The 19,883-nt window shown below is 59.2% G+C and carries 18 protein-coding genes; 1 reads left to right on the top strand and 17 read right to left on the bottom strand.

The annotated features are described in order from the left end of the window. Positions 1-11: 11 nt before the first annotated feature. The 9 genes from dxs to D109_RS0106865 all read right to left on the bottom strand — a co-directional run bounded on the left by dxs (position 12) and on the right by D109_RS0106865 (position 11,131). On the bottom strand, positions 12-1,910 hold the full coding sequence (gene dxs / locus D109_RS0106905) for a 1-deoxy-D-xylulose-5-phosphate synthase (RefSeq protein ID WP_017476282.1): 1,899 nt from the start codon (positions 1,908-1,910) through the stop codon (positions 12-14). A 110-nt stretch (positions 1,911-2,020) separates the two neighbouring features. Next, positions 2,021-2,908, bottom strand: coding sequence for a (2E,6E)-farnesyl diphosphate synthase (gene ispA / locus D109_RS0106900; RefSeq protein ID WP_017476281.1), 888 nt, complete (start codon positions 2,906-2,908; stop codon positions 2,021-2,023). Further along, the gene (locus D109_RS0106895) at positions 2,905-3,147 is read right to left on the bottom strand and encodes an exodeoxyribonuclease VII small subunit (protein WP_003209964.1); all 243 of its coding nucleotides are present in this window, start codon (positions 3,145-3,147) and stop codon (positions 2,905-2,907) included. The genes ispA and D109_RS0106895 overlap by 4 nt, the downstream gene beginning before the upstream one ends. An 88-nt stretch (positions 3,148-3,235) precedes the next feature. Beyond that, complete coding sequence (locus D109_RS0106890; RefSeq protein WP_026077824.1) at positions 3,236-4,375, bottom strand: Fic family protein; 1,140 nt, start codon at positions 4,373-4,375, stop codon at positions 3,236-3,238. A gap of 181 nt (positions 4,376-4,556) precedes the next feature. Then, a complete protein-coding gene (locus tag D109_RS1000000134845; RefSeq protein ID WP_017476279.1) occupies positions 4,557-4,742 on the bottom strand; it encodes a hypothetical protein in 186 nt (61 codons plus the stop codon). A gap of 282 nt (positions 4,743-5,024) precedes the next feature. Continuing rightward, on the bottom strand, positions 5,025-5,447 hold the full coding sequence (locus D109_RS0106880; RefSeq protein ID WP_017476278.1) for a hypothetical protein: 423 nt from the start codon (positions 5,445-5,447) through the stop codon (positions 5,025-5,027). A gap of 1 nt (position 5,448) precedes the next feature. Next, on the bottom strand, positions 5,449-10,008 hold the full coding sequence (locus tag D109_RS01000000131760; protein ID WP_017476277.1) for an RHS repeat-associated core domain-containing protein: 4,560 nt from the start codon (positions 10,006-10,008) through the stop codon (positions 5,449-5,451). Between the two features lie 147 nt (positions 10,009-10,155). Continuing rightward, positions 10,156-10,548, bottom strand: coding sequence for a MerR family transcriptional regulator (locus D109_RS0106870; protein ID WP_017476276.1), 393 nt, complete (start codon positions 10,546-10,548; stop codon positions 10,156-10,158). Continuing rightward, positions 10,487-11,131 carry an NAD(P)H-dependent oxidoreductase gene (locus tag D109_RS0106865; RefSeq protein WP_017476275.1) on the bottom strand — a complete coding sequence of 215 codons (645 nt, stop codon included), beginning with the start codon at positions 11,129-11,131 and terminating at the stop codon, positions 10,487-10,489. Before D109_RS0106865 ends, D109_RS0106870 begins: the two co-directional genes overlap by 62 nt. A gap of 399 nt (positions 11,132-11,530) precedes the next feature. Between D109_RS0106865 and D109_RS0106860 the strand changes: the two genes are divergently transcribed. After that, positions 11,531-11,842, top strand: a complete 312-nt coding sequence (locus tag D109_RS0106860) for a DUF6124 family protein (RefSeq protein ID WP_017476274.1) — start codon at positions 11,531-11,533, stop codon at positions 11,840-11,842. A 236-nt stretch (positions 11,843-12,078) separates the two neighbouring features. On the opposite strand, the gene D109_RS0106855 is transcribed toward D109_RS0106860, so the two are convergent. The 8 genes from D109_RS0106855 to eat all read right to left on the bottom strand — a co-directional run bounded on the left by D109_RS0106855 (position 12,079) and on the right by eat (position 19,728). Then, positions 12,079-12,855, bottom strand: a complete 777-nt coding sequence (locus D109_RS0106855; RefSeq protein WP_081585327.1) for an XRE family transcriptional regulator — start codon at positions 12,853-12,855, stop codon at positions 12,079-12,081. Between the two features lie 214 nt (positions 12,856-13,069). Continuing rightward, entirely contained in the window at positions 13,070-13,597 is a 528-nt protein-coding gene (gene ppa, locus D109_RS0106850) for an inorganic diphosphatase (protein WP_003176323.1), read from the bottom strand. 93 nt (positions 13,598-13,690) lie between these two features. Next, positions 13,691-14,521, bottom strand: a complete 831-nt coding sequence (locus D109_RS0106845) for a zinc-dependent peptidase (RefSeq protein WP_017476272.1) — start codon at positions 14,519-14,521, stop codon at positions 13,691-13,693. A gap of 6 nt (positions 14,522-14,527) precedes the next feature. Continuing rightward, entirely contained in the window at positions 14,528-15,184 is a 657-nt protein-coding gene (locus D109_RS0106840) for a DedA family protein (protein WP_008436520.1), read from the bottom strand. Positions 15,185-15,424: 240 nt separating this feature from the next. Then, positions 15,425-15,883 carry an N-acetyltransferase gene (locus D109_RS0106835; protein WP_017476271.1) on the bottom strand — a complete coding sequence of 153 codons (459 nt, stop codon included), beginning with the start codon at positions 15,881-15,883 and terminating at the stop codon, positions 15,425-15,427. A gap of 92 nt (positions 15,884-15,975) precedes the next feature. Next, positions 15,976-16,824 carry an ethanolamine ammonia-lyase subunit EutC gene (gene eutC, locus D109_RS0106830; RefSeq protein WP_017476270.1) on the bottom strand — a complete coding sequence of 283 codons (849 nt, stop codon included), beginning with the start codon at positions 16,822-16,824 and terminating at the stop codon, positions 15,976-15,978. Then, entirely contained in the window at positions 16,821-18,215 is a 1,395-nt protein-coding gene (locus tag D109_RS0106825) for an ethanolamine ammonia-lyase subunit EutB (protein ID WP_003219393.1), read from the bottom strand. Before D109_RS0106825 ends, eutC begins: the two co-directional genes overlap by 4 nt. A 64-nt stretch (positions 18,216-18,279) precedes the next feature. Continuing rightward, the gene (eat, locus tag D109_RS0106820; RefSeq protein ID WP_017476269.1) at positions 18,280-19,728 is read right to left on the bottom strand and encodes an ethanolamine permease; all 1,449 of its coding nucleotides are present in this window, start codon (positions 19,726-19,728) and stop codon (positions 18,280-18,282) included. Positions 19,729-19,883 lie beyond the last annotated feature (155 nt).

Here is a 19,883-nt window from a genome sequence, read left to right as displayed (position 1 = left end):
TAATCGCGTTTCTACAGGTCCAGCAGGGCCATGCGCTGACGAACCGAAGCTTCAATACCCGCCTCATCCAGCCCGCACTCGGCCAGCATCTGCGCCGGTTTGGCATGCTCGACATACACATCCGGCAAGCCCAGGTGCAGCACCGACTTGAGGATGTTCTCCCGCGCCAGAAACTCACTGACCGCCGCCCCGGCACCGCCCATGATGGCGTTTTCTTCGAGGGTCACCAGCAGCTCATGGCTACCGGCGATCTCGCGTGCCAATGCCTCATCCAGTGGTTTGACGAAGCGCATGTCCACCACCGTGGCGTCGATCTTCTCGGCCACTTTCAAGGCTTCAGCCAATTGCACGCCGAACACCAGCAAGGCAACGTTGCTGCCTTGGCGACGGACGATGCCCTTGCCGATCTCGATAGGCTCAAGGTCTTTCTCGATCACTGCATTCGGGCCATTGCCCCGCGGATAACGCACAGCCGCCGGGCCGTTGTACAGGTGGCCGGTGCTGAGCATCTTGCGCAGTTCGTTCTCGTCGCTCGGGGTCATCACCAGCATGCCGGGGATGCAGCGCAGGTACGACAGGTCGAAGCTGCCGGCGTGGGTCGGGCCGTCTTCGCCCACCAAACCGGCACGGTCGATGGCGAACAACACGTCGAGGTTCTGCACTGCGACGTCATGAATCAACTGGTCATAACCGCGTTGCAGGAACGTTGAGTAGATCGCGACTACCGGCTTGGCGCCTTCACAGGCCATGCCGGCGGCGAAGGTCACCGCGTGTTGCTCGGCGATGGCCACGTCGAAATAACGCAGCGGGAACTGCTCGCTGAACGCTACCAGGTCGGAGCCTTCCTTCATCGCCGGGGTGATGCCCACCAGGCGCGGGTCGGCAGCGGCCATGTCGCACAGCCATTCGCCAAACACGCCGGAATACTTCGGCCCGCTGGGCTTCTTCGGTGCGGCGGCCGGGGCGTTCAACGGTTCAAGCTTGGTGATCGCGTGGTAACCAATTGGGTCGACTTCCGCCGGGGCGAAGCCTTTACCCTTCTTGGTGACGATGTGCAGGAACTGCGGGCCTTTAAGGTCGCGCATGTTGCGCAGTGTGGCGATCAGGGTTGGCAGGTCATGGCCGTCGATCGGGCCAATGTAGTTCCAGCCCAGCTCTTCGAACAGGGTGCCGGGAACCAGCATGCCCTTGGCATATTCTTCGGTGCGACGGGCAATTTCCCACGCGCCGGGCAAACGCGAGAGCACCTTCTTGCTGCCTTCACGCATGCTGGCGTAAGTGCGGCTGGAGAGGATTTTTGCCAGGTAATTCGACAGGCCACCGACATTGCGCGAGATCGACATGTCGTTGTCGTTGAGGATCACCAACATGTTGGCGTCCACTTCCGGCGCGTGGTTCAGCGCCTCGAAGGCCATGCCGGCGGTCAACGCGCCATCACCAATCACCGCAATCGCTTTGCGATCGCTGTTCTGCAGGCGGGCGGCAATGGCCATGCCCAGCGCTGCACTGATGGAGGTGCTGGAGTGGCCTACGCCAAAGGTGTCGTACTCGCTCTCGGAGCGACGCGGGAAGGCGGCGATGCCGTCCTTCTGGCGCAGGCTGGCCATGCGCTCGCGGCGTCCGGTGAGGATCTTGTGCGGATAGGCCTGATGACCCACGTCCCACACCAGCCGGTCGTCCGGGGTGTCGAACACGTAATGCAGCGCAATGGTCAGCTCGATGACGCCCAGGCCGGCACCGAAGTGACCACCGGTCTGGCCGACTGTATAGAGCAACTCCTGGCGCAACTCATCGGCCAGGGTTTCCAGCTCGGCTTCACCCAGGCGGCGCAGGCCGGCTGGCGTGTTGGCACGGTCCAGCAGGGGCGTGGCCGGGCGCTTGCGGGGAATCTCTTGAAACGTCGTGGGCATCAGGCGAATCGTTATAGGTATAGAAGAGGCGGCAGTTTACCTCAAGCATCGCAAACTGCCCACGCAGAGCGCCGAACTTGGCTGATATGCGGTGGAAAAGGCCGCTGGTGTCAGTGGCGGCGTTCGACGATATACCGCGCCAGGTCACGCAGTGGCTCGGCAGCCGCGTCGAAAGGTCGCAGGGCATCCAGGGCCTGATCCCGCAACTCCAGCGCGTAAGCCTTGGCGGCTTCCAGGCCGAGCAGTGAAGGATAAGTCGGCTTGTCCCGTGCGATATCGGCACCCTGGCGTTTGCCGAGGGTGGCGGTATCACTTTCAACGTCGAGAATATCGTCCTGCACCTGGAACGCCAGGCCGATGGCCCGCGCGTAGGTTTGCAGCGCCGCCAGTTGCGCAGCGTCGGCACGACCACTGGCCAGGGCGCCGAGGTGCACGGCGGCTTCGATCAGTGCACCGGTCTTGTGGCGGTGCATGTATTCCAGGGCTTTTTGATCGAGCTTCAAACCGACCGAGCCCAGGTCAATCGCCTGGCCGCCGACCATGCCGGCAGGGCCTGCGGCCAGTGCCAGCGCGGTAACCATACGCAAGCGGATCTCAGCGTTGACACTGCTCAAGCGCGGGTCCAGCAGAGCGCTGAACGCCAGGCTTTGCAGGCCGTCACCGGCGAGAATCGCACAGGCTTCATCAAAGGCTTTATGGGTAGTGGGCTGGCCGCGACGCAGATCGTCATCGTCCATCGCCGGCAAATCGTCGTGTACCAAGGAATAAGCGTGAATCAACTCCACTGCACAGGCAGCGCCGTTGGCTTCCTCCGCCTGAGCGCCGAGTGCTTCGCAAGCCGCGTAGGCGAGCAAGGGGCGAACGCGCTTGCCACCGTTCATCACGCTGTAGCGCATGGCCTCATACAGGCGGTTCAGCTCAGGGCTGGGCGCGACAAACAGCGGTTCCAGCGCAGCATTGACCCGGGCCTGGCTGCCGGCCTGATAAGCGTCGATCATTCAGGCTGTTCCGCATCGAAAGGTTCTTCGGCCAACTCCCCGTCGCGCTCCAGCAACACCTGGACCTTCTGCTCCGCCTGCGCCAGGGCGCTCTGGCAGTCGCGGGTCAGTCCGATGCCTTGCTCGAATGCGGTCAACGAGTCTTCCAGCGACAACTCGCCGTTCTCCATACGCTCGACCAGGGTTTGCAGGTCGGCGAGGGATTGTTCGAAATCGAGTGCAACTTTTTTGCGGGCCATGGCGGCTATTCCGGTAGACGGTAAACCGGCGCGACACTAGCAGACATGGGGGATTGGGGCAAATGAGTGGGGGGATTTGCCTTGTAAATCAATCGCCTTGGGTGTTGATTTGATAGCGGGTGCTGCGGCCGCCGCCGGGTAGTCGAACCAGGCAGTTTTTTTCCAGAAGATCGGCCAGATGTCGGGTCGCCGTGGCCTTGGAGACTTTGGCCACTGCTTGATATTGGGCCGCGCTGATCCCGTGCTCAAAGCCTTTTTCGCCGCCGTCGAGCAGGCGATTCAAGACTTTGGTCTGTTCTGCGCTGAATGCGTGGTCCCGATGCCGTTGCCAGAAGCGGCTTTTGCCCAGCACCCGGTTAATCCGCACCATGGCGTGTTGCAGGCTACGAAGCAGTGTTTGCAGGAACCATTCAAGCCAATCGGTGACATCCAGCGTGGCTTTTTGACTGGTTTCCAGCGCACGGTAATAGCCCGCCCGGTCTTCAAGGATGCTCGCCGACATGGCGTAGAAGCGGATCGCCTGGTTCTCTGCCTGGGCAAGCGCGAGGTCGGTAATAGCCCGCGTCAGACGACCGTTGCCATCGTCGAAGGGGTGCAAGGTGACGAACCAGAAATGCGCCAGGCCTGCGCGCAGCAATGGGTCAAGGGCTGCATGATTCCGACTGGCTTCAAACCATTCGATGAAATCGTCCAGCGACTGCTCCAGTCCTTGGCGGGGTGGGGCCTCGAAATGCACAGTGGGTCGGTCCAGTCGTCCCGACACAACCTGCATGGGCTCATCCCCCCTTAGCGCGCCTACGTTCAAGCCGTGGGTGGAAAAGCGGGCCTCCTCGGCGGGAAACAACCACCGATGCCAGTTAAATAGACGGGTGAGGGTAAACGGTTGAGCAAACTGTTGCGTGGCGTCCAGCATCAAGTCAGCCAGACCCTCGCTACGTCGGCTCACGGAGCCGTCTTGCAATTGCTCCAGGCCCAGGCGTCGGGCCAAAGAGGAACGTACGGAACCCACATTCAGTTGCTCACCCTCGATTGCCGAGGAGGTCAGAATGTTTTGCAGCAACGCATCCAGTTCATTCTCTGAACTCTGTGCCTGGTTGACCGAACCGAGCATGCCCAGCAACTTTCCTTGCGCTTGCGTGCACTCTCGCAACAACGCTGCGAGGCGCTCTGGTTGCCAGTGAAAGTGCGGCCAGTCGGGTTGTTGCCAGATCCAGTATGGGTGATCCATGGCGGCATGCTCGGTGTGTGAGCCGAATAGAAGGCTTATTCGGCTCATTTGGTGAGCCGATTGTGCAAGCTATTCGGCTCATCGTCCAGTCAGCTGCGCACGATCAACACTCGGTGGGTGAGGGCAGTGGTGCGCAGGTTCTGGCTGCTGATCAGGGGGGCCAAGGCACTGTCGACTTGATTCAGGTTGAAGCTCTGGCGTTGATGGTGCGTTGCCCGACTTTATCGTCGCGCCAGATCACATGGCCGCCTTGATAGTGCACCAACTCCTCAAGCACCTCGCGCAATGGTGCGTCCCGCACACGTAGCTGGCCGTCTCGCCAGGCCAGCAGGCTTTCGGCGTCGACGGCTTGGGGGGGCTTGAACATGCCCGCTCACCACGCGCAGCTGTTCGCCCGGCTGCAGCACTTGATGTTGTCCGGCGGCTGCCACTTCAATACTGCCGCTTAACAGAATGACTTCGTCGGTTGTGTGGCTATGCGCGATGGAAAGTTCGTTGCCGAGCTGTGGGGCATGACTTGGTTTGAATGTTGCTTCATTCGCCTGGGGAGCAGTATTCAGACGGACGGTAATCTCCTTGTAGCTCAATTACTGGCGCTGGGCCGGGGGAGTTCTTTATGGATGGGCGAGGGGGGACGATGATCTTAAGTTTAGTCGTGCGTGAGGTCGGCGTAGTCTATTTGGCCTTCAAATGCTAAACAGGCAATCCAGTGTAGGCTCTGAGGAAAAATGTAGGTGTGTTGGGGGAAGTCTGCAAAGATCTCGAGTGCTTTCTTGATATCATTAATATTTATAGAGTAAGCGTGCTCAATAGCGGAGTCACTCAGGAAAATTACTTGCTGAATTCCGAGGCTACCAAGCTTTTCTGCAACGATAGTTAGCGCTAAAGGTCTGTCCATATAGCTTAGTTCTGTAGCGTTCTCCAAAGCTTCCCAGTCTATTTTGCTTCCGGCGAAAATGATTTTATTTTGAATGTTATTTATAAAATCTTCCTGCTCCTTGTCTGATAGTCGCTCGTAAAGGATGCCATTTTTATTTAGCGTTTCTACAAGGTTGTTATCGAAGTAATTCATGTTATTCGAATCTCTTATTTATTTTCATTACTAGATTATGTGAGCCCTCGAAAAGATAGTGAGGTCCTTTCTTTTTTTCAGACCAGACGTTTATGTGCGCACCATTCTTTTTGTCATGTTCGACGCGGAATCCAGTTTTTTCATCCATTGTTTGCATACCTATGGGTTTGCCCGAACTGGTGCCAAACTTTCCAAGTTTAGGCTTTTCCGCATGGAAATTATTTTCTCGCAGCCACCCCAAAGCCTTGTTTAAAGCCTGTTCATACGTTGAGGATCTAACTTCACCACCTGTTTCTGGTGGCTTTTCCTCATGACGCTGTCGGGCTGTTCTTTCTTTTTTATCCGGACAGTTCCCGGGAACGCATGCTAACCCCAACGGATCCACCCACCCCGTCGGGTTGGGCGCGTACTGGTATCCGTTCAGCCCACCCGCGAGTTTCACCGGGTCGGGCGTCAGGTAGCGGCCAACATCCGGATTGTAGTAGCGATGACGGTTGTAGTGCAGCCCGCTTTCCGGGTCGAAGTATTGGCCCTGGAAGCGCAGCGGATTGGTGAGGGTGTTGACGTCCAGCTTCGCGATTTGGCCGTAGGCGCGGTAGTGCGCGGACCAGACGATTTCGCCATCGGATGCGGTGAGTTCTTGCGGGGTACCGAGGTGGTCGAGTTGGTAGTGGAAGGGTTTTACGTCTTCCGGGCCGTAGCCTTTGAGCAGCGCTAGCGGATGGAAGCTATTGGGTTCGTAGAGGTAACTCTGATGGTGATCGGCGCTGTGCTCGGCGATCAGCTTGTCGCCTTGCCAGAAAAACTCGGTGGTCTGGCCGTTGAGGATTTTGGCGATACGCCGTCCAAACGGATCGTAGCAATATGCGGCCTCGGTACCGTCCGGCTGGATGACGCTGATCAGTCGGTGCTGGCAGTCGTAGCGGTATTCGGTAACCAACTGCTGCGCCCGGCCTCGACGTTCGCGCAGGAGATTGCCGAAGGCGTCGTAGTCGTAATGACGGTCGCCTTGCATCAACAGGCGGTTGCCTTTGACGACGCTCGGACCGACGCGGTCTTGCATCAGCAGGTTGCCCGCCGGGTCGTGGACGAAGCGTTCCTGCAGGTCGTGCGAATGGTTGGCGCGGGTCAGGCGGTCGAGTGGGTCGTAGTGGTAGTCGTGCTGGCCTTTGCGGGTGTCGAGGATGCGGGTGAGGTTGCCGCGTTTGTCGTAGTCGTATTGGCGGCTCTGGTGGCGTTGTTCCTGTTGGGTGATGGCGTGGGCGTGCAGGCGGCCCTGGTCGTCGTAGTGGTAGTGGCTGAGGAGTTGGCCTTGCTGGCGTTGGTGCTCGCGGCCGGATTTGAACAGGTGCGAGGTGAGTGGCTTCCCATTCAGCTCGACGGTGGCGAGGTCGCCGCCCTTGTCGTGATGAAAGGCCAGGCGGTTGTTGTCGGGCAGGCGCAGGTAGTTGAGTTGCCCGCATTCGTCGTAGCCATAGCGCAAGGTGCCCCAGCCTTGGTGCTCGGCGGTGAGGCGGTTTTGCAGGTCGTATTCGTAGTGCAGCGGCCAATTACCGTCGTCGACGCTGAGGAGGTTGCCAAGGCGGTCGTAGGTGTAATCGACAATGCTGCGGTCAGGCAGGGTTTTTCTTACGAGGCGCCCGGCCGCATCGCGCTTATAACCTGTAACCAGCTGACTGCCGTCGCCGCCGTACTCGGTCTTTTCCAGCAGATGCCCGGCGAGGTCGTAGACATAGGTAGTACGGCGCCCATCAAAGCTGGTTTCCTGTTGGATCAGGCCGTTGGCGTGGTACTCAAGCCGGTAGGTTTCCCCCACCTCATTTTCGATCTCGGTGAGTAACAGCCGAACATTGTCATAACGGTATTTGAGCTGCGTGCCGTCCGGATTAATCCGGCGGCTGATCAGGTGCAAACCATCGGCATACTCATAGCGCGTAACCCGACCCAGTTCATCGCGCTCGGCAGTGATTTTTCCGTAAGGGTTGTAGCTGAATTCGCGTGTGGCGCCGCCCGGCTGAATCACCTTCAGCAAGCGACCTACGGCGTCCCACTGATACTGGGTCAGCGCGCCATGCTCATCCTCGCAAGCCACCTGCCGCCCCAGGTCGTCATAGCGATAATGCCGCACTCCGCCATTCGCCAGCTTCTCCTCAATGAGCTGACCACGCTCGTTCCAGATCAGCCGCTGACTGCTGTTGTCCGGATACCAGACCCCGGTGAGCTTTCCGTGTTGGGTGTAGGTGTATTCGGTGTAGTTACCATCCGGATCAGTCTTGCGGGTGATATCGCCTTGATCGTTACGCTGGTATTTCCACACCGCGTCACCACGGCGTACAGCCCGCACGAACCCGTTGTCATACTCGTAGGACGTGGGTGCATCGTCACCGGGAAACAGCGCAATCAACCGACCGGCTTCGTCGTACTGATACGCCGTCACCGCTCCCAGCGGATCCTGCTCGACTGTCAGGCGGCCTTTGTCATCGTAGGATTTGAAGTGCTGCGCGCCGTCCGGATCGATCCGCTGCACCAGCCGTCGCGCTGGGTCTGTACGTAGACTTCCTGGCCTGCCATCGGCGTTGTGTACGGTGACCGTGCCGTTGTCATCCCACACATACCGCGTGTCCATCTGCGAAAAACTGGCCCAGTGCCGGACACACCTTGCAGCTTTGCCAGACCGTTCCCACTCCCAGAAGAAACTCGCCCCACCGGCCAGTTCCCGCTCCAGAATCACCTGCTGATCGTCGTAGCGATAACGTTCGCTTTCGCCTACCGCGTTCGTCGCCTCTACCAACCGCCACGCATCGTCGTACGTGTAGGAAACAACGTTTTGCTCGGTAACCCAGCCCGGCTCCCGCTGCACCTGATAGTCGACGGCAACGATATGGCCGCGCTCATATCGCAGCAGCAATCCCTGGCCGACGTGGTTATCGATCCGCTGAATCCGTCCGGAATAGTCGCGGGCAATGCGCAGCCGGTTGTCGTACGCATCGCTGATCGACGTCAGCACACCATTGCGGAAATGGTAGAAAAGCGACGCCTGAGCCAGCACCAGTTCATCGGGCAAGGCGCCCAGATAAATCGCCGCTTCCGCCAGGCTATTGGTGATGGCCGGCCGTGCAGCAGAGGGCAGGGGAAAGGTAGTGCTGCGGTTCTCGTGGTCGGTCCAAACCACCGATTCACCGCTCACCACCAAGCGCTGGGCCAATGAATGACTCCAGCCAAACCCCAACCCGCAATCCACTTCCACGGCACTGCTGCGATACAACCGCGTCCAGGCAAATGGCAGCACACCCTCCAACGAGCCATCGGTGAGGGTCAGCAGTTCCTCACCAGTAACCATCGACACCGGGCAGCCGTTTTTACAGGTATCTACTGCACAAGCCGACGCATCCCCATTGGGGTTTTTCGCCGAAGCCGGGGCATCATCCACATACGCTCCCTGTCGAACCGCCGTGTTCTGACGCGGCCCCCAGCGCATCTGCACCCCACCTTTTTTCAACCCCTCCACAGCGCCCCGAACCGCTACGGCCTTATAGCGATTCACTGCCCCCATAAAGCGCTGGAGAACGCCGAAAATACCCTTCACAAACTCAATGGCTGCCTCAACAATCCGAGCGCCATACCTGAGCGCACGCGAACTCAGATAAGCGATGCCCGCCGCTGGCAAAACAACCGTCAGCAACGCTGCCACCAACAAATCAATCAGCAACGACACCACAAAACCGGCCACCGCCTCGGCGGTACTCCCGGCAACTGCGCTGGGGGGCAACGCCGACAGCCAAATCATCGCCGTGCGCAACATCAGGTACAGCGCCGCCTCATCACTGGCCAGCAGCATCGCCTGTTCCATAACCTTTGGCGCAGTGCGAGCCAGCTCCATCAATTCGCTGGCTTTCACCCCGAGGCTTTCAAACAGCTTGCCGGGGTCCTTGAAGATCTCCTGTACCTGCTTGATGGCGTCCCACACCCCGGTGATCGCCGCCCAACTTCCCGCCAGCACGCCATTGCCAATCGCGCTTGAAGTGGACCTTTCCCAGTGCGGCCGGAAACCACCCCATTGCTTGCGCAGCCAGCTTTCCAGGTCTGCGGTCAAACCGTCGTAAGACGAAAACAGCGCCTCGACCTGCTCGTCCGACACTCCACCTTGCACTCGCACCTGGTAACGCTTGCCGGCCACACAGGGGTGAGAACCTTTCCCCTGTTCATCGAGAATGATGACGGTAGAACTGCCGTCATCCAGCCCAATCACCTCAACCGGGATGCCTCCCAGCGGCACGTCGTACACCGACTCGAACTTGCTCTCGATCTTCAGTACGCCACTTTCCTCACAGCGCGCCACCGTCGAGAAGTTGTCATCGGTCATGCTCACCGACGTGCTCGAATCCCCCACCCGAATGATTCGGTCCATTCCCAGCAACGACGGCAAATCTGCCGCATGGCTGACCTTATCCAGCGCTTGCGAATACCAGGCGCCCACCTGCTGGCGATACACCGCCAGGCTCTGATGAAAGCCATCCAGTTCGTGTTCGATATGGGCAATGTGGGACGAAGAAGCAGTCATCCATGACGTCTCTGCAAAGGGGAGGCGTCGGAGTCTGCAACAGCAAAATGGGGCCTGGACGAGTGGTCCGGAAAATCAGATTGGGCTTACGAGGAGGGCGATTTTTTCCGTGCCGAGCGGCTGCCCGGCACTACGTAAAACGGCGATTCAGCTCATTGACGGCAGTGGCGTTTTCAGTGGTGCGCTGCATTGACTCTGAGCGTCCTTGAGATTGGCTTCAAATTCGACCAATCCCCCGTGCATCTTCTGCAGCGCTTCGATTTGCCTCACCAGCTCCTGCTTTTTGTTGGTGATTGCCTTGTCCGCCAGCTCCCAGGGCAATCCGTCACCTGGATGCTGACCCAGAATCGCCTGCAACTCCTTGAGTTTGAAACCCAACTGCTGAGCGCATTTGATGAACGTCAGCAGCTCGACACTTTGCGTGGAGTAAATGCGATAACGACCTTCCCGCTGCGGCGGCGGCAACAGGCCGATGGCCTCATAGTGACGAATCGCTTTGATGGTTGTGCCCGACAGTTGCGCGGCTTTGCCGATGTACATGAAAAGTCCTTTTCCCAAAGAGTGCGCCGGCCTGTTTCAGCCACTGTTCCCGCTGTGCTGGCGTAGAGCCCAACACCGGCCCGAACTGCAATGTCTTGATCGGCTGGATGCCACAAAACTCCAGCGTTGTCTTGCGCATCTGATGCAGCGCGGGCATGCGGTAGAACCACCTGTAATACCACGCCGGCGTGTCCAGGGTCACCAGCAAATGCGCGGTTCGGCCCTTCAGGAGTTTGTCGGGGAAAGCCTTGCCTTTGCGGTATTTGAAGGCGAAACCGGATAGGAGAATTCGGTCGATAAAACCCTTCATCAATGCCGGAATGCCACCCCACCAGATGGGGAAAACAAATGTCAGATGATTGGCCCACAAGATGTCGGATTGGGCGTTGAGCAGGTCGGGTTCCAGTGGCTGGGCCTGGCTGTAGCCGTTGTGCAGGATAGGGTCGAAAGTCAGGTCGCCCAGGCGTAGGACGCGCACTTCATGGCCGGCGGTTCTGGCAGAGGTGATGTAGGTGTCGGTGAGGGCAGAGCAGAAGCTGGTGCTGGAAGGGTGGCCGAGGATGACCAGGATGCGTTGGCTCATGGCGGTGGAGTCCTGAAAGTTAGGATTTCAGGGTGAGGTGTGACCTTAGGGGGAGAGTCAAGAAGTGGCAGTGATTGGGAATGGCCAGGAAGACTGATCCCTTTCATTTGCAGGACGTTTCCTAGAGAATTCCAAGCGCTTGCGCCAGCAAAATCCCACGACTAGTCTGCGTTCCGTCACTGCATATTCAGTGATCGGGTTTAGTCGCCCGGATTCGATTGGCGCACGATCAGTTCATGAGTCAGGCCGTTTTTCGCCTGCACTTTTATGGTGGCTGTGCGCAGGGCGCCCTCGGGCGCGCCGGGTTTCCAATCGACCGGTCGACTAACCTGCGTACAGCTGCCACCTTCGTTTAGTCGCGAGGTGTGGTGGCTCCAAATGTTTGATTGGAGATTTACCATGGTCAAAGTTACCCCCGATCCACCCGCATTCCATAAAGCCTTGCTTCGTGACACTGACGCCTCACGCCGAGTGATCGATCGCTACCTCAAAGCGCCGGACGCGCAGCCTTCACCCACCCCGTTTACCGTTGATGACGAACTGAGCTTCGAAGATGCCCTGGCCCATGCTGCCGAGTTGCTGCATTGCGCCGTGGCGACCGCCCAGGCGTCGACCGAGCCGCTGAATGGCGCGCAGCGGGCGGTGATGCATTTGGTGGAGATGTCGAAAGTGGTCGTGGATCGGGCGTTGGATTGTTTGCAGCCGAGGTGAGGTGACTTAGCGCCCCGACTTTCTTCCAGGCATTAAAAAGCCGGCTTGTGGCCGGCTTCTCGGGGACTGGTTCAGCTTATTTTTGGTAAGCCTCACCAGCCTTCAAATCGTTCACCCAGACTCGCGCCTGAGTGATAAGGGGCATCAGCGGGAACTCCTCCGCATCGCCAGGCAGGGCGGACCGGCTTCACGCCAACTCCCTACCAAATGTGCGGCGGATAATACCCACATTCACTTCAATTTCCCAGCTCCAGATACGATTTAGAGCCTTCGTAGCCCAATAAATGCTCATCCAGCGGCACCGGCGGGCGGCGGTTATTCAGTGTCGCCCACCAGAATACCCAACCCAGAATCTCAAAGTTCTGCTCGTGCCGCTGTTCGTAGGTCAAAAACTCGTCCGGATGCTCGGCGCTGTTGTGGCTGCGCATCCGCAGGCCGCCTCCGGGGCGGTTGTAGAGGTATTTGATCCTTAGCATTCCATCGTGCTCTACCGCGTAGATTTCGCCGTCGATGATCTGTTTGCGGCCACAGTCGATGGCGAGGGTACTTCCGTCCTGGATGATGTCGATCATGCTGTTGCCTACCATGTAGGCACCGAGTGCCCGCTCCGGGCTTACGCCGATGGTTTCAAGGGCGTGCAGGGAGAGGCGGATGCTTTCGGTTGAAGTGAAGGTGGGGTGGAGGGGAATCTCCACGTCGATTTTTACCGGGCCGGAGACCGGGTGGGTGATGTAGTTGCCAGTGCTTTCCCTGGCGATACGGTGGGAGTGGTCTGCATCGGGGCCGTCCAGTTGGTAGTTGACGGGTGGATGTTTGGGGCCTTCGCCGGTACGCAGCCAACGGCTGGTGACGCACAGCAGTTCTGCGATCTCGTTGAGTCGGCCCATGGGGACGCCGCGTTTGAACCAGTTGTTTACGTGTTGAGGCGTAACATCGCGGTTCTTGGCGAAGTCGGAAGCGGAAAGATGAACTTCCCGTAATAGCGCTCTTAAGCGATCACCTGATGTATTCATAAACGCAGAGTTTACTGGCCGTAAAAACAGATCAAATAAACCATGCGTTGAGTTGCCGTATGTAGGTGTTTCCTTATTGAGGGAATGTTCTACGGATTAACTAAGCTAGTTAAACGGTTGCTGTAAATATGTTTATTAAAGTGATCGGATGTTTATATTTTTCCCACAAAAAAAGCCCCGATTAATCGGGGCTTTTTTAGAGCGAGTAGCGGTATCAGCCTTTGTAGGCAGCGACCGACTTCATGATCTCGGCGCGGGCGGCGTCTGCGTTGCCCCAACCGTCGATCTTCACCCATTTGCCTTTTTCGAGGTCTTTGTAGTTCTCGAAGAAGTGTTTGATCTGTTCCAGCAGCAGTGGCGGCAGATCGGTGTATTCCTTCACGTCGACATACAGCTGGGACAGCTTGTCGTGTGGTACTGCGATAACTTTGGCATCGCCGCCGCCGTCGTCAGTCATGTTCAGGATGCCGACCGGGCGTGCGCGGATAACCGAGCCTGGAGTAACCGGGTAAGGGGTCACGACCAGCACGTCGAGGGGGTCACCGTCGTCTGCCAGGGTGTTGGGGATGAAACCGTAGTTGGCCGGATAGAACATCGGGGTGGCCATGAAACGGTCAACGAACAGGCAGTCGCTGTCTTTGTCGATTTCGTATTTGATCGGCGCGTGGTTGGCCGGAATCTCGATGGCGACGTAGATGTCGTTCGGCAGGTCTTTGCCAGCCGGAATCTTGCTGTAGCTCATTGGGCGTTGCCCCCGTAGTTGGCCATGAAACATGGCCGGATTGGCCTAAAAGTGGCGGCGATTATAGGCATATTCTGACGCCGATGCCATGCGTCAGACGTCGTACGGCGCTTGGCGTTCAGTCTGATACCGCACGTCGGCGGCCTGCAGTTGATGCAGGCGCGCCAGGGGATCCTGGCGGTAGAAGTGGCTCAGTTGCTCATACACCTGTGGATAACTGCTGACCAGCAAATCCGGGGCACTGAAGAAATATTCGCTGGTGACGGCAAAGAACTCGGCCGGGTTTTCCGCGGCGTAGGGGTCGATGGCAGTCTCGGCGTCCGGATTGCGGTCCAGCTGACGGTTGAGGTCATCGAAGGCGCTTTGCATGACGCTGGCCCATTCCTGCACCCGCATGTCGTGGTGCAACGGCGGCAGGCCGTTGGCGTCGCCGTTGAGCATGTCCAGCTTGTGGGCCAGTTCGTGGATCACCAGGTTGTAGCCTTCCCAGTTGCCGCTGGCCAGCACGCCGGGCCAGGCGAGGATCACCGGGCCTTGCTGCCAGGCTTCGCCGCTGTGCTCGCCGTCCCACTCGTGTTCCACGCCGCTGGCGTCCCGATGGCGCTGGGGGCTGAGGAAGTCGTCGGGGTACAGCACGATCTCGTGGAAGCCCTGGTACCAGTCGAGGTCGCCAAGGTTCATCAGCGGCAGTTGTGCCTGGGCGGCGAGCAGCAGGCGTTGTTCCTGGTGCAGTTCGACGCCGGGCAGGGCGGTGAGGTGTTTTTCGGCGAGGAACACCACGCAGGCTTCCCGCAGCCACTGGTCCTGCTCGGCAGTGATGCCGTCGAGGAAGGTCAGATGATGGCGCACCCGCTGCCACGTTTCATCGGCAATCGGGTGCTTGGCCAGCAGGCGCCGGCGACGCCAGGCGCTGAGGGACCACATCGCAGGTTACTGCGGCTTGGCTTCGGTGGAATTGCGGCCAAAGCGGCTGCGGAACACGCCGATGATCATCGGTACCAGCGACAGCAGGATGATGAACACCACCAGCAGCGACAGGTTTTTCTTGATGAACGGCACGTTGCCAAAGAAGTAGCCCAGGGTTACCAGGCCGCCGACCCAGAGGACGGTGCCGAACACGCTGAAACCGAAGAAGCGCGGGTAAGGCATTTTTGCGATACCGGCGACGAACGGTGCAAACGTGCGCAGGATCGGCAGGAAGCGCGCCAGGGTCACGGTTTTGCCGCCATGCTTGTCGTAGAAGTCGTGGGTTTTTTGCAGGTAGTCGCGGCGGAAGATCTTCGAGTTGGGGTTGCTGAACAAGCGTTCCCCGGCCGTTCGTCCGATCACGTAGTTGGTACTGTCACCCAGGATGGCCGCGAGCATCAGCAGGCCGCCCAGCAATATCGGGTCCATGCCGCCGCCCGCTGCAACAGCACCGGCGATGAACAGCAAGGAATCACCCGGCAGGAACGGCATGACCACCAGGCCTGTTTCGCAAAAGATAACCAGGAACAGAATGGCGTAGATCCACACTCCGTAGTTTCTCACCAGCATGTCGAGGTACACGTCGAGATGCAGGATAAGGTCGAGCGGGTTGAAATCCATGGATGGCACCTGTGTGAATGGCCTGGCTCAGCGGGCCTGTGCGGAGGCTTCGGGTAATAAGGGCTACAAGGTTGTGTCTTGTTTCTTACGACCCTGAAAGGTCCGCATTATACGGATAGAGTCGTGAAAAGCGTGTTGGTTTTGTAGCGGGGGATGTCGCGACATCGATCTTATTGTAGACACAGAGTCAGTGTGGGAGGGGGGCTCCCACACCGATGCATGAGGTTTGGTTAATAGATGTCAGTCATCGCTGATGGGCAGCACGTAGTTTTTGAACTCGGTGTCTTCCCGAAAACCAATGGATTCGTAGGTTTTCTGCGCCACCTGGTTGTCGCTGCTGGTGGAGACACGCAAGCGCACGGCATGGGTTTCCTTGGCCATCTTCTTCGCAGTGCGCATCAGGTTGTCGGCCACCAACTGTCGGCGCGCGTCTTCGGCCACGTAAATGTCGTTGAGTATCCATACGCGTTTCAACGAAAGAGAGGAGTAGCTCGGATACAGCTGGCAGAAACCGAGCAGCTTCTTGTCGTCATCGTCGGCCAGTGCCAGATAGATCACGGATTCCTTGCGGCGCAGGCGTTTTTCCAGAAAGGCACGGCTCGAATCAGGGAAAGGCAGCGCGCCGTAAAACTCGCGGTATTTGACGAAAAGCGGGGTCAACAGGTCCAGGTGTTCCAGGGTCGCTTGAGTTATCCGCATGCCAGGCCTCAACTTCCAAATGGGGGATGACCACACAAGCGGCCGTGTTTCGATGCTGCCTAAAGCGGAGAAAAAGCGCAATCGTGCAGGGATCAGTCCTTCGGCGGACTGAGCAGGAAGTTGCCTTTCATCAGGTCGGGATCATCCGACTCAAGGGTTTGTACCTGGGCTTCATCCTTGAGGTTGACCCCCGACAACTGCCGGCGACAGGCCTCGCGCATCAAGTAAAGCAAGCGGTGAGCGGCCATGCCGTAGCTCAAGCCTTCCAGGCGCACATTGGAGATGCAGTTACGGTACGCATCGGTGAGGCCGACCTTGGGGTTGTAGGTGAAATACAGGCCCAGGCTGTCCGGCGAACTGAGCCCCGGCCGCTCGCCGATCAGGATCACCACCATCTTCGCCCCCAGCAACTGGCCGACTTCATCCGCCACGGCCACGCGGCCCTGTTCCACCAGAATCACCGGCGACAGCGACCAACCTTCCGCGTGGGTTTGTTCCTCCATGCGTGTAAGAAACGGCAACGTATGTTTATGCACCGCCAGCGCCGACAAGCCATCGGCCACTACCACCGCCAGGTCCACACCGCTCGGGTTGGCTGCGGCATAGTCCCGCAGGGCCTGGGCCGATTCATCACTGAGGCGCCGCCCAAGGTCCGGGCGTTGCAGGTAGCTGTGACGGTCGACGGCGGCGCTGTGCAGCAGCAGGCTGTCGCGGCCACGTTCGGCCAGTTGGTTGCTGAGCCCTACATGGTCAAACGGCAGGTGTACGGCGTCCCGCGCCTGGGCGTGGGCGAACTGGAAATCCAGCTGCGCACCGGTAGGCATGCTGGTGCCGGTACGGCCCAGAGCAATCCGCGCCGGGGTCAGGCGCCGCAACTCAAGCCACGGGTTGTCCACGTTGTTTTCCGGGGTGTCGATGTGCACAGGCGGTTCCTTCTTCATCCCAATTGCGCCAAGGCGTGGCGGAATGCCGGTGGCAGACTGTTGCCGAAGTGCACCTTGCCGTCGGCTTGCGTGAAGATGCCCATTTTTGCCAGCCACTGTTCAAACTCCGGCGCCGGCTTTAAACCTAATGTTTGCCGGGCGTAGAGCGCGTCGTGGAACGAGGTGGTCTGGTAGTTGAGCATGATGTCGTCGGAGCCCGGGATACCCATGATGAAGTTGATCCCGGCCACGCCCAGCAGGGTGAGCAGGGTGTCCATGTCGTCCTGGTCGGCTTCGGCATGGTTGGTGTAGCAGATGTCGCACCCCATCGGCACGCCCAGCAGCTTGCCGCAGAAGTGGTCTTCGAGGCCGGCGCGGATGATCTGCTTGCCGTTGTACAGGTATTCGGGGCCGATAAAACCGACCACGGTGTTCACCAAAAACGGTTTGAAGTGCCGGGCCACGGCGTAGGCGCGGGTTTCGCAGGTTTGCTGGTCGACGCCAAAGTGCGCGTTGGCCGACAAGGCACTGCCCTGGCCGGTTTCGAAATACATCAGGTTTTGCCCGAGGGTGCCGCGATTAAGGCTCAGGCCCGCGTCGTAGCCTTCCTGCAACACGCTCAGGCTGATGCCGAAACTGGCGTTGGCCGCTTCGGTGCCGGCGATCGACTGGAACACCAGGTCCAGCGGCACGCCACGATTGATGGCTTCGATGGAGGTAGTGACGTGGGTCAGCACGCAGGCCTGGGTCGGAATCTCGTAGCGCTGGATGATCGCGTCGAGCATTTCCAGCATGGCGCAGATTGAAGCGATGCTGTCGGTGGCCGGGTTGATGCCGATCATCGCGTCGCCGTTGCCGTAGAGCAGGCCGTCGAGAATGCTCGCGGCGATGCCCGCCGGTTCATCGGTGGGGTGGTTGGGTTGCAGGCGGGTGGACAGGCGCCCGCGCAGGCCCATCGTGCCGCGAAACTGTGTGACGACGCGGATCTTCTGCGCCACCAGTACCAGGTCCTGCACGCGCATGATCTTCGACACGGCGGCGGCCATTTCCGGTGTCAGCCCGGGTGCCAGGGCGCGCAGGCTTTGTTCGTCGGCCGCGTCGCTGAGCAGCCAATCCCGCAAGCCCCCGACGGTCAGGTGGCTGACCACGGAAAACGCCTGTTTATCGTGGGTGTCGATAATCAGCCGGGTGACTTCGTCGCTTTCGTACGGGATCAACACTTCTTCAAGAAAGTGCTTCAACGGAATATTGGCCAGGGCCATTTGCGCCGCGACCCGCTCACCGTCGTTCTGCGCGGCAACACCGGCGAGGAAATCCCCGGAACGCGCCGGGCTGGCCTTGGCCATCACGTCCTTGAGGCTGTCGAAGCGGTAGGTCAATGCACCGACCGCGTGGGAAAAGCTTGCCATACAGAGTCTCCTTGTCGGTGCGGGCAGAATGTGAGTAAAGCCCCCGCACCGAGGTTTACGGCGTTTAGTGCAAGGCGGCCTCTGCGGCCTGGATCGCCGCAAACTCTTCTTCCGGCGTGCCTGCTACCAAGTGATGCCGACTGTAGAAAGCAAAGTAAGCAATTAATACTCCATAGATGACCGCGGCGCCAATGACCACGCGCGGATCCACCAGAAAGCCCGCCACAACGGCGATGCAGGCCAGTACCAGGGCGACGCCCGAGGTGAAGATGCCGCCCGGTGTGCGGTAAGGGCGATCCATTTTGGGGCGGCGGATGCGCAAGGTGATGTGTGCGGCCATCATCAGCACGTAGGAAATGGTCGCGCCGAACACGGCCACCAGGATCAGCAAATCACCCTGGCCGGTCAGCGACAGGCCAAACCCGATAATGCCGGGGATTACCAGGGCCAGGACCGGCGCCTTGCTTTTGTTGGTCTGCGACAGCTTGCGCGGCAGGTAGCCGGCGCGGGACAGGGCGAAGATCTGCCGGGAGTAGGCGTAGATGATCGAGAAGAAACTCGCGATCAGCCCGGCCAGGCCCACCAGATTGACGAAGTGGCCCATCCAGGTGGAACCGCCATAGGCTTTGGACAACGCTTCCACCAGCGGATTGCCCGACGCCATCAGCGCATAGGCACCGGCACCGCCCGGGGCGATCACCAGAATCAGCAGGGCGAAGCTGGTCAGCACCACAATGGCGCCAATCAGGCCGCGGGGCAGGTCGCGTTTCGGGTTCTTGGTTTCTTCAGCGGCCAGGGGCACGCCTTCGACGGCCAGGAAGAACCAGATTGCATAGGGAATCGCCGCCCACACGCCGACGTACCCGAACGGCAGGAAGCTACTGGCGCCCTTGGCCTCGGTTACTGGAATATCCAGCAGGTTGGCGACACTGAAGTGCGGCACCATCGACACCAGGAATACACCCAGGGCAATCGCGGCGACGGCAGTAATCACAAACATCAGCTTCAGCGCTTCACCCACCCCGAAGATGTGGATGCCGATAAAGATGATGTAGAACGCCAGGTAGATCATCCAGCCGCCAATGCCGAACAGCGACTCGCAATAGGCGCCGATAAACACCGCTATGGCAGCGGGGGCGATGGCGTATTCGATGAGGATCGCGGTGCCGGTGAGGAACCCGCCCCAGGGGCCGAAGGCGCTGCGGGCAAAGCCGTAGCCGCCGCCGGCGGTAGGAATCATGGAAGACAGTTCGGCCAGGGAGAAACACATGCACAGGTACATGGTGGCCATCAGCAGTGTGGCGAGGAACATGCCGCCCCAGCCACCTTGGGCCAGGCCGAAGTTCCAGCCGGCGTAGTCGCCGGAGATCACGTAGGCAACCCCGAGACCGACCAGAAGCACCCAGCCGGCAGCGCCTTTTTTCAGTTCCCGTTGTTGGAAGTATTCGGTGCCGACTTTTTCGAAGTCGACGGAAGACCCGGACGCCGGAGCGCCATTCGGTTCGCTGGGCATGATGGAATCCCTTTCTTATTGTTTTATCCCGGCTTACTTAAGTAAGCCGAATGAGTAGCAAGGTCTTGTGAAGATCAAGTGTGGGAGCGGGCTTGCTCGCGAATGCGGTGGGTCAGTTGAAAACTCAGTAACTGATACACCGCATTCGCGAGCAA

The sequence above is a fragment of the Pseudomonas sp. PAMC 26793 genome (assembly GCF_000313235.1).
Taxonomy (GTDB): domain Bacteria; phylum Pseudomonadota; class Gammaproteobacteria; order Pseudomonadales; family Pseudomonadaceae; genus Aquipseudomonas; species Aquipseudomonas yamanorum.
The sequence above is the reverse complement of the archived record's forward strand: the minus strand, read 5'-3'. Positions and strand labels throughout refer to the sequence as shown.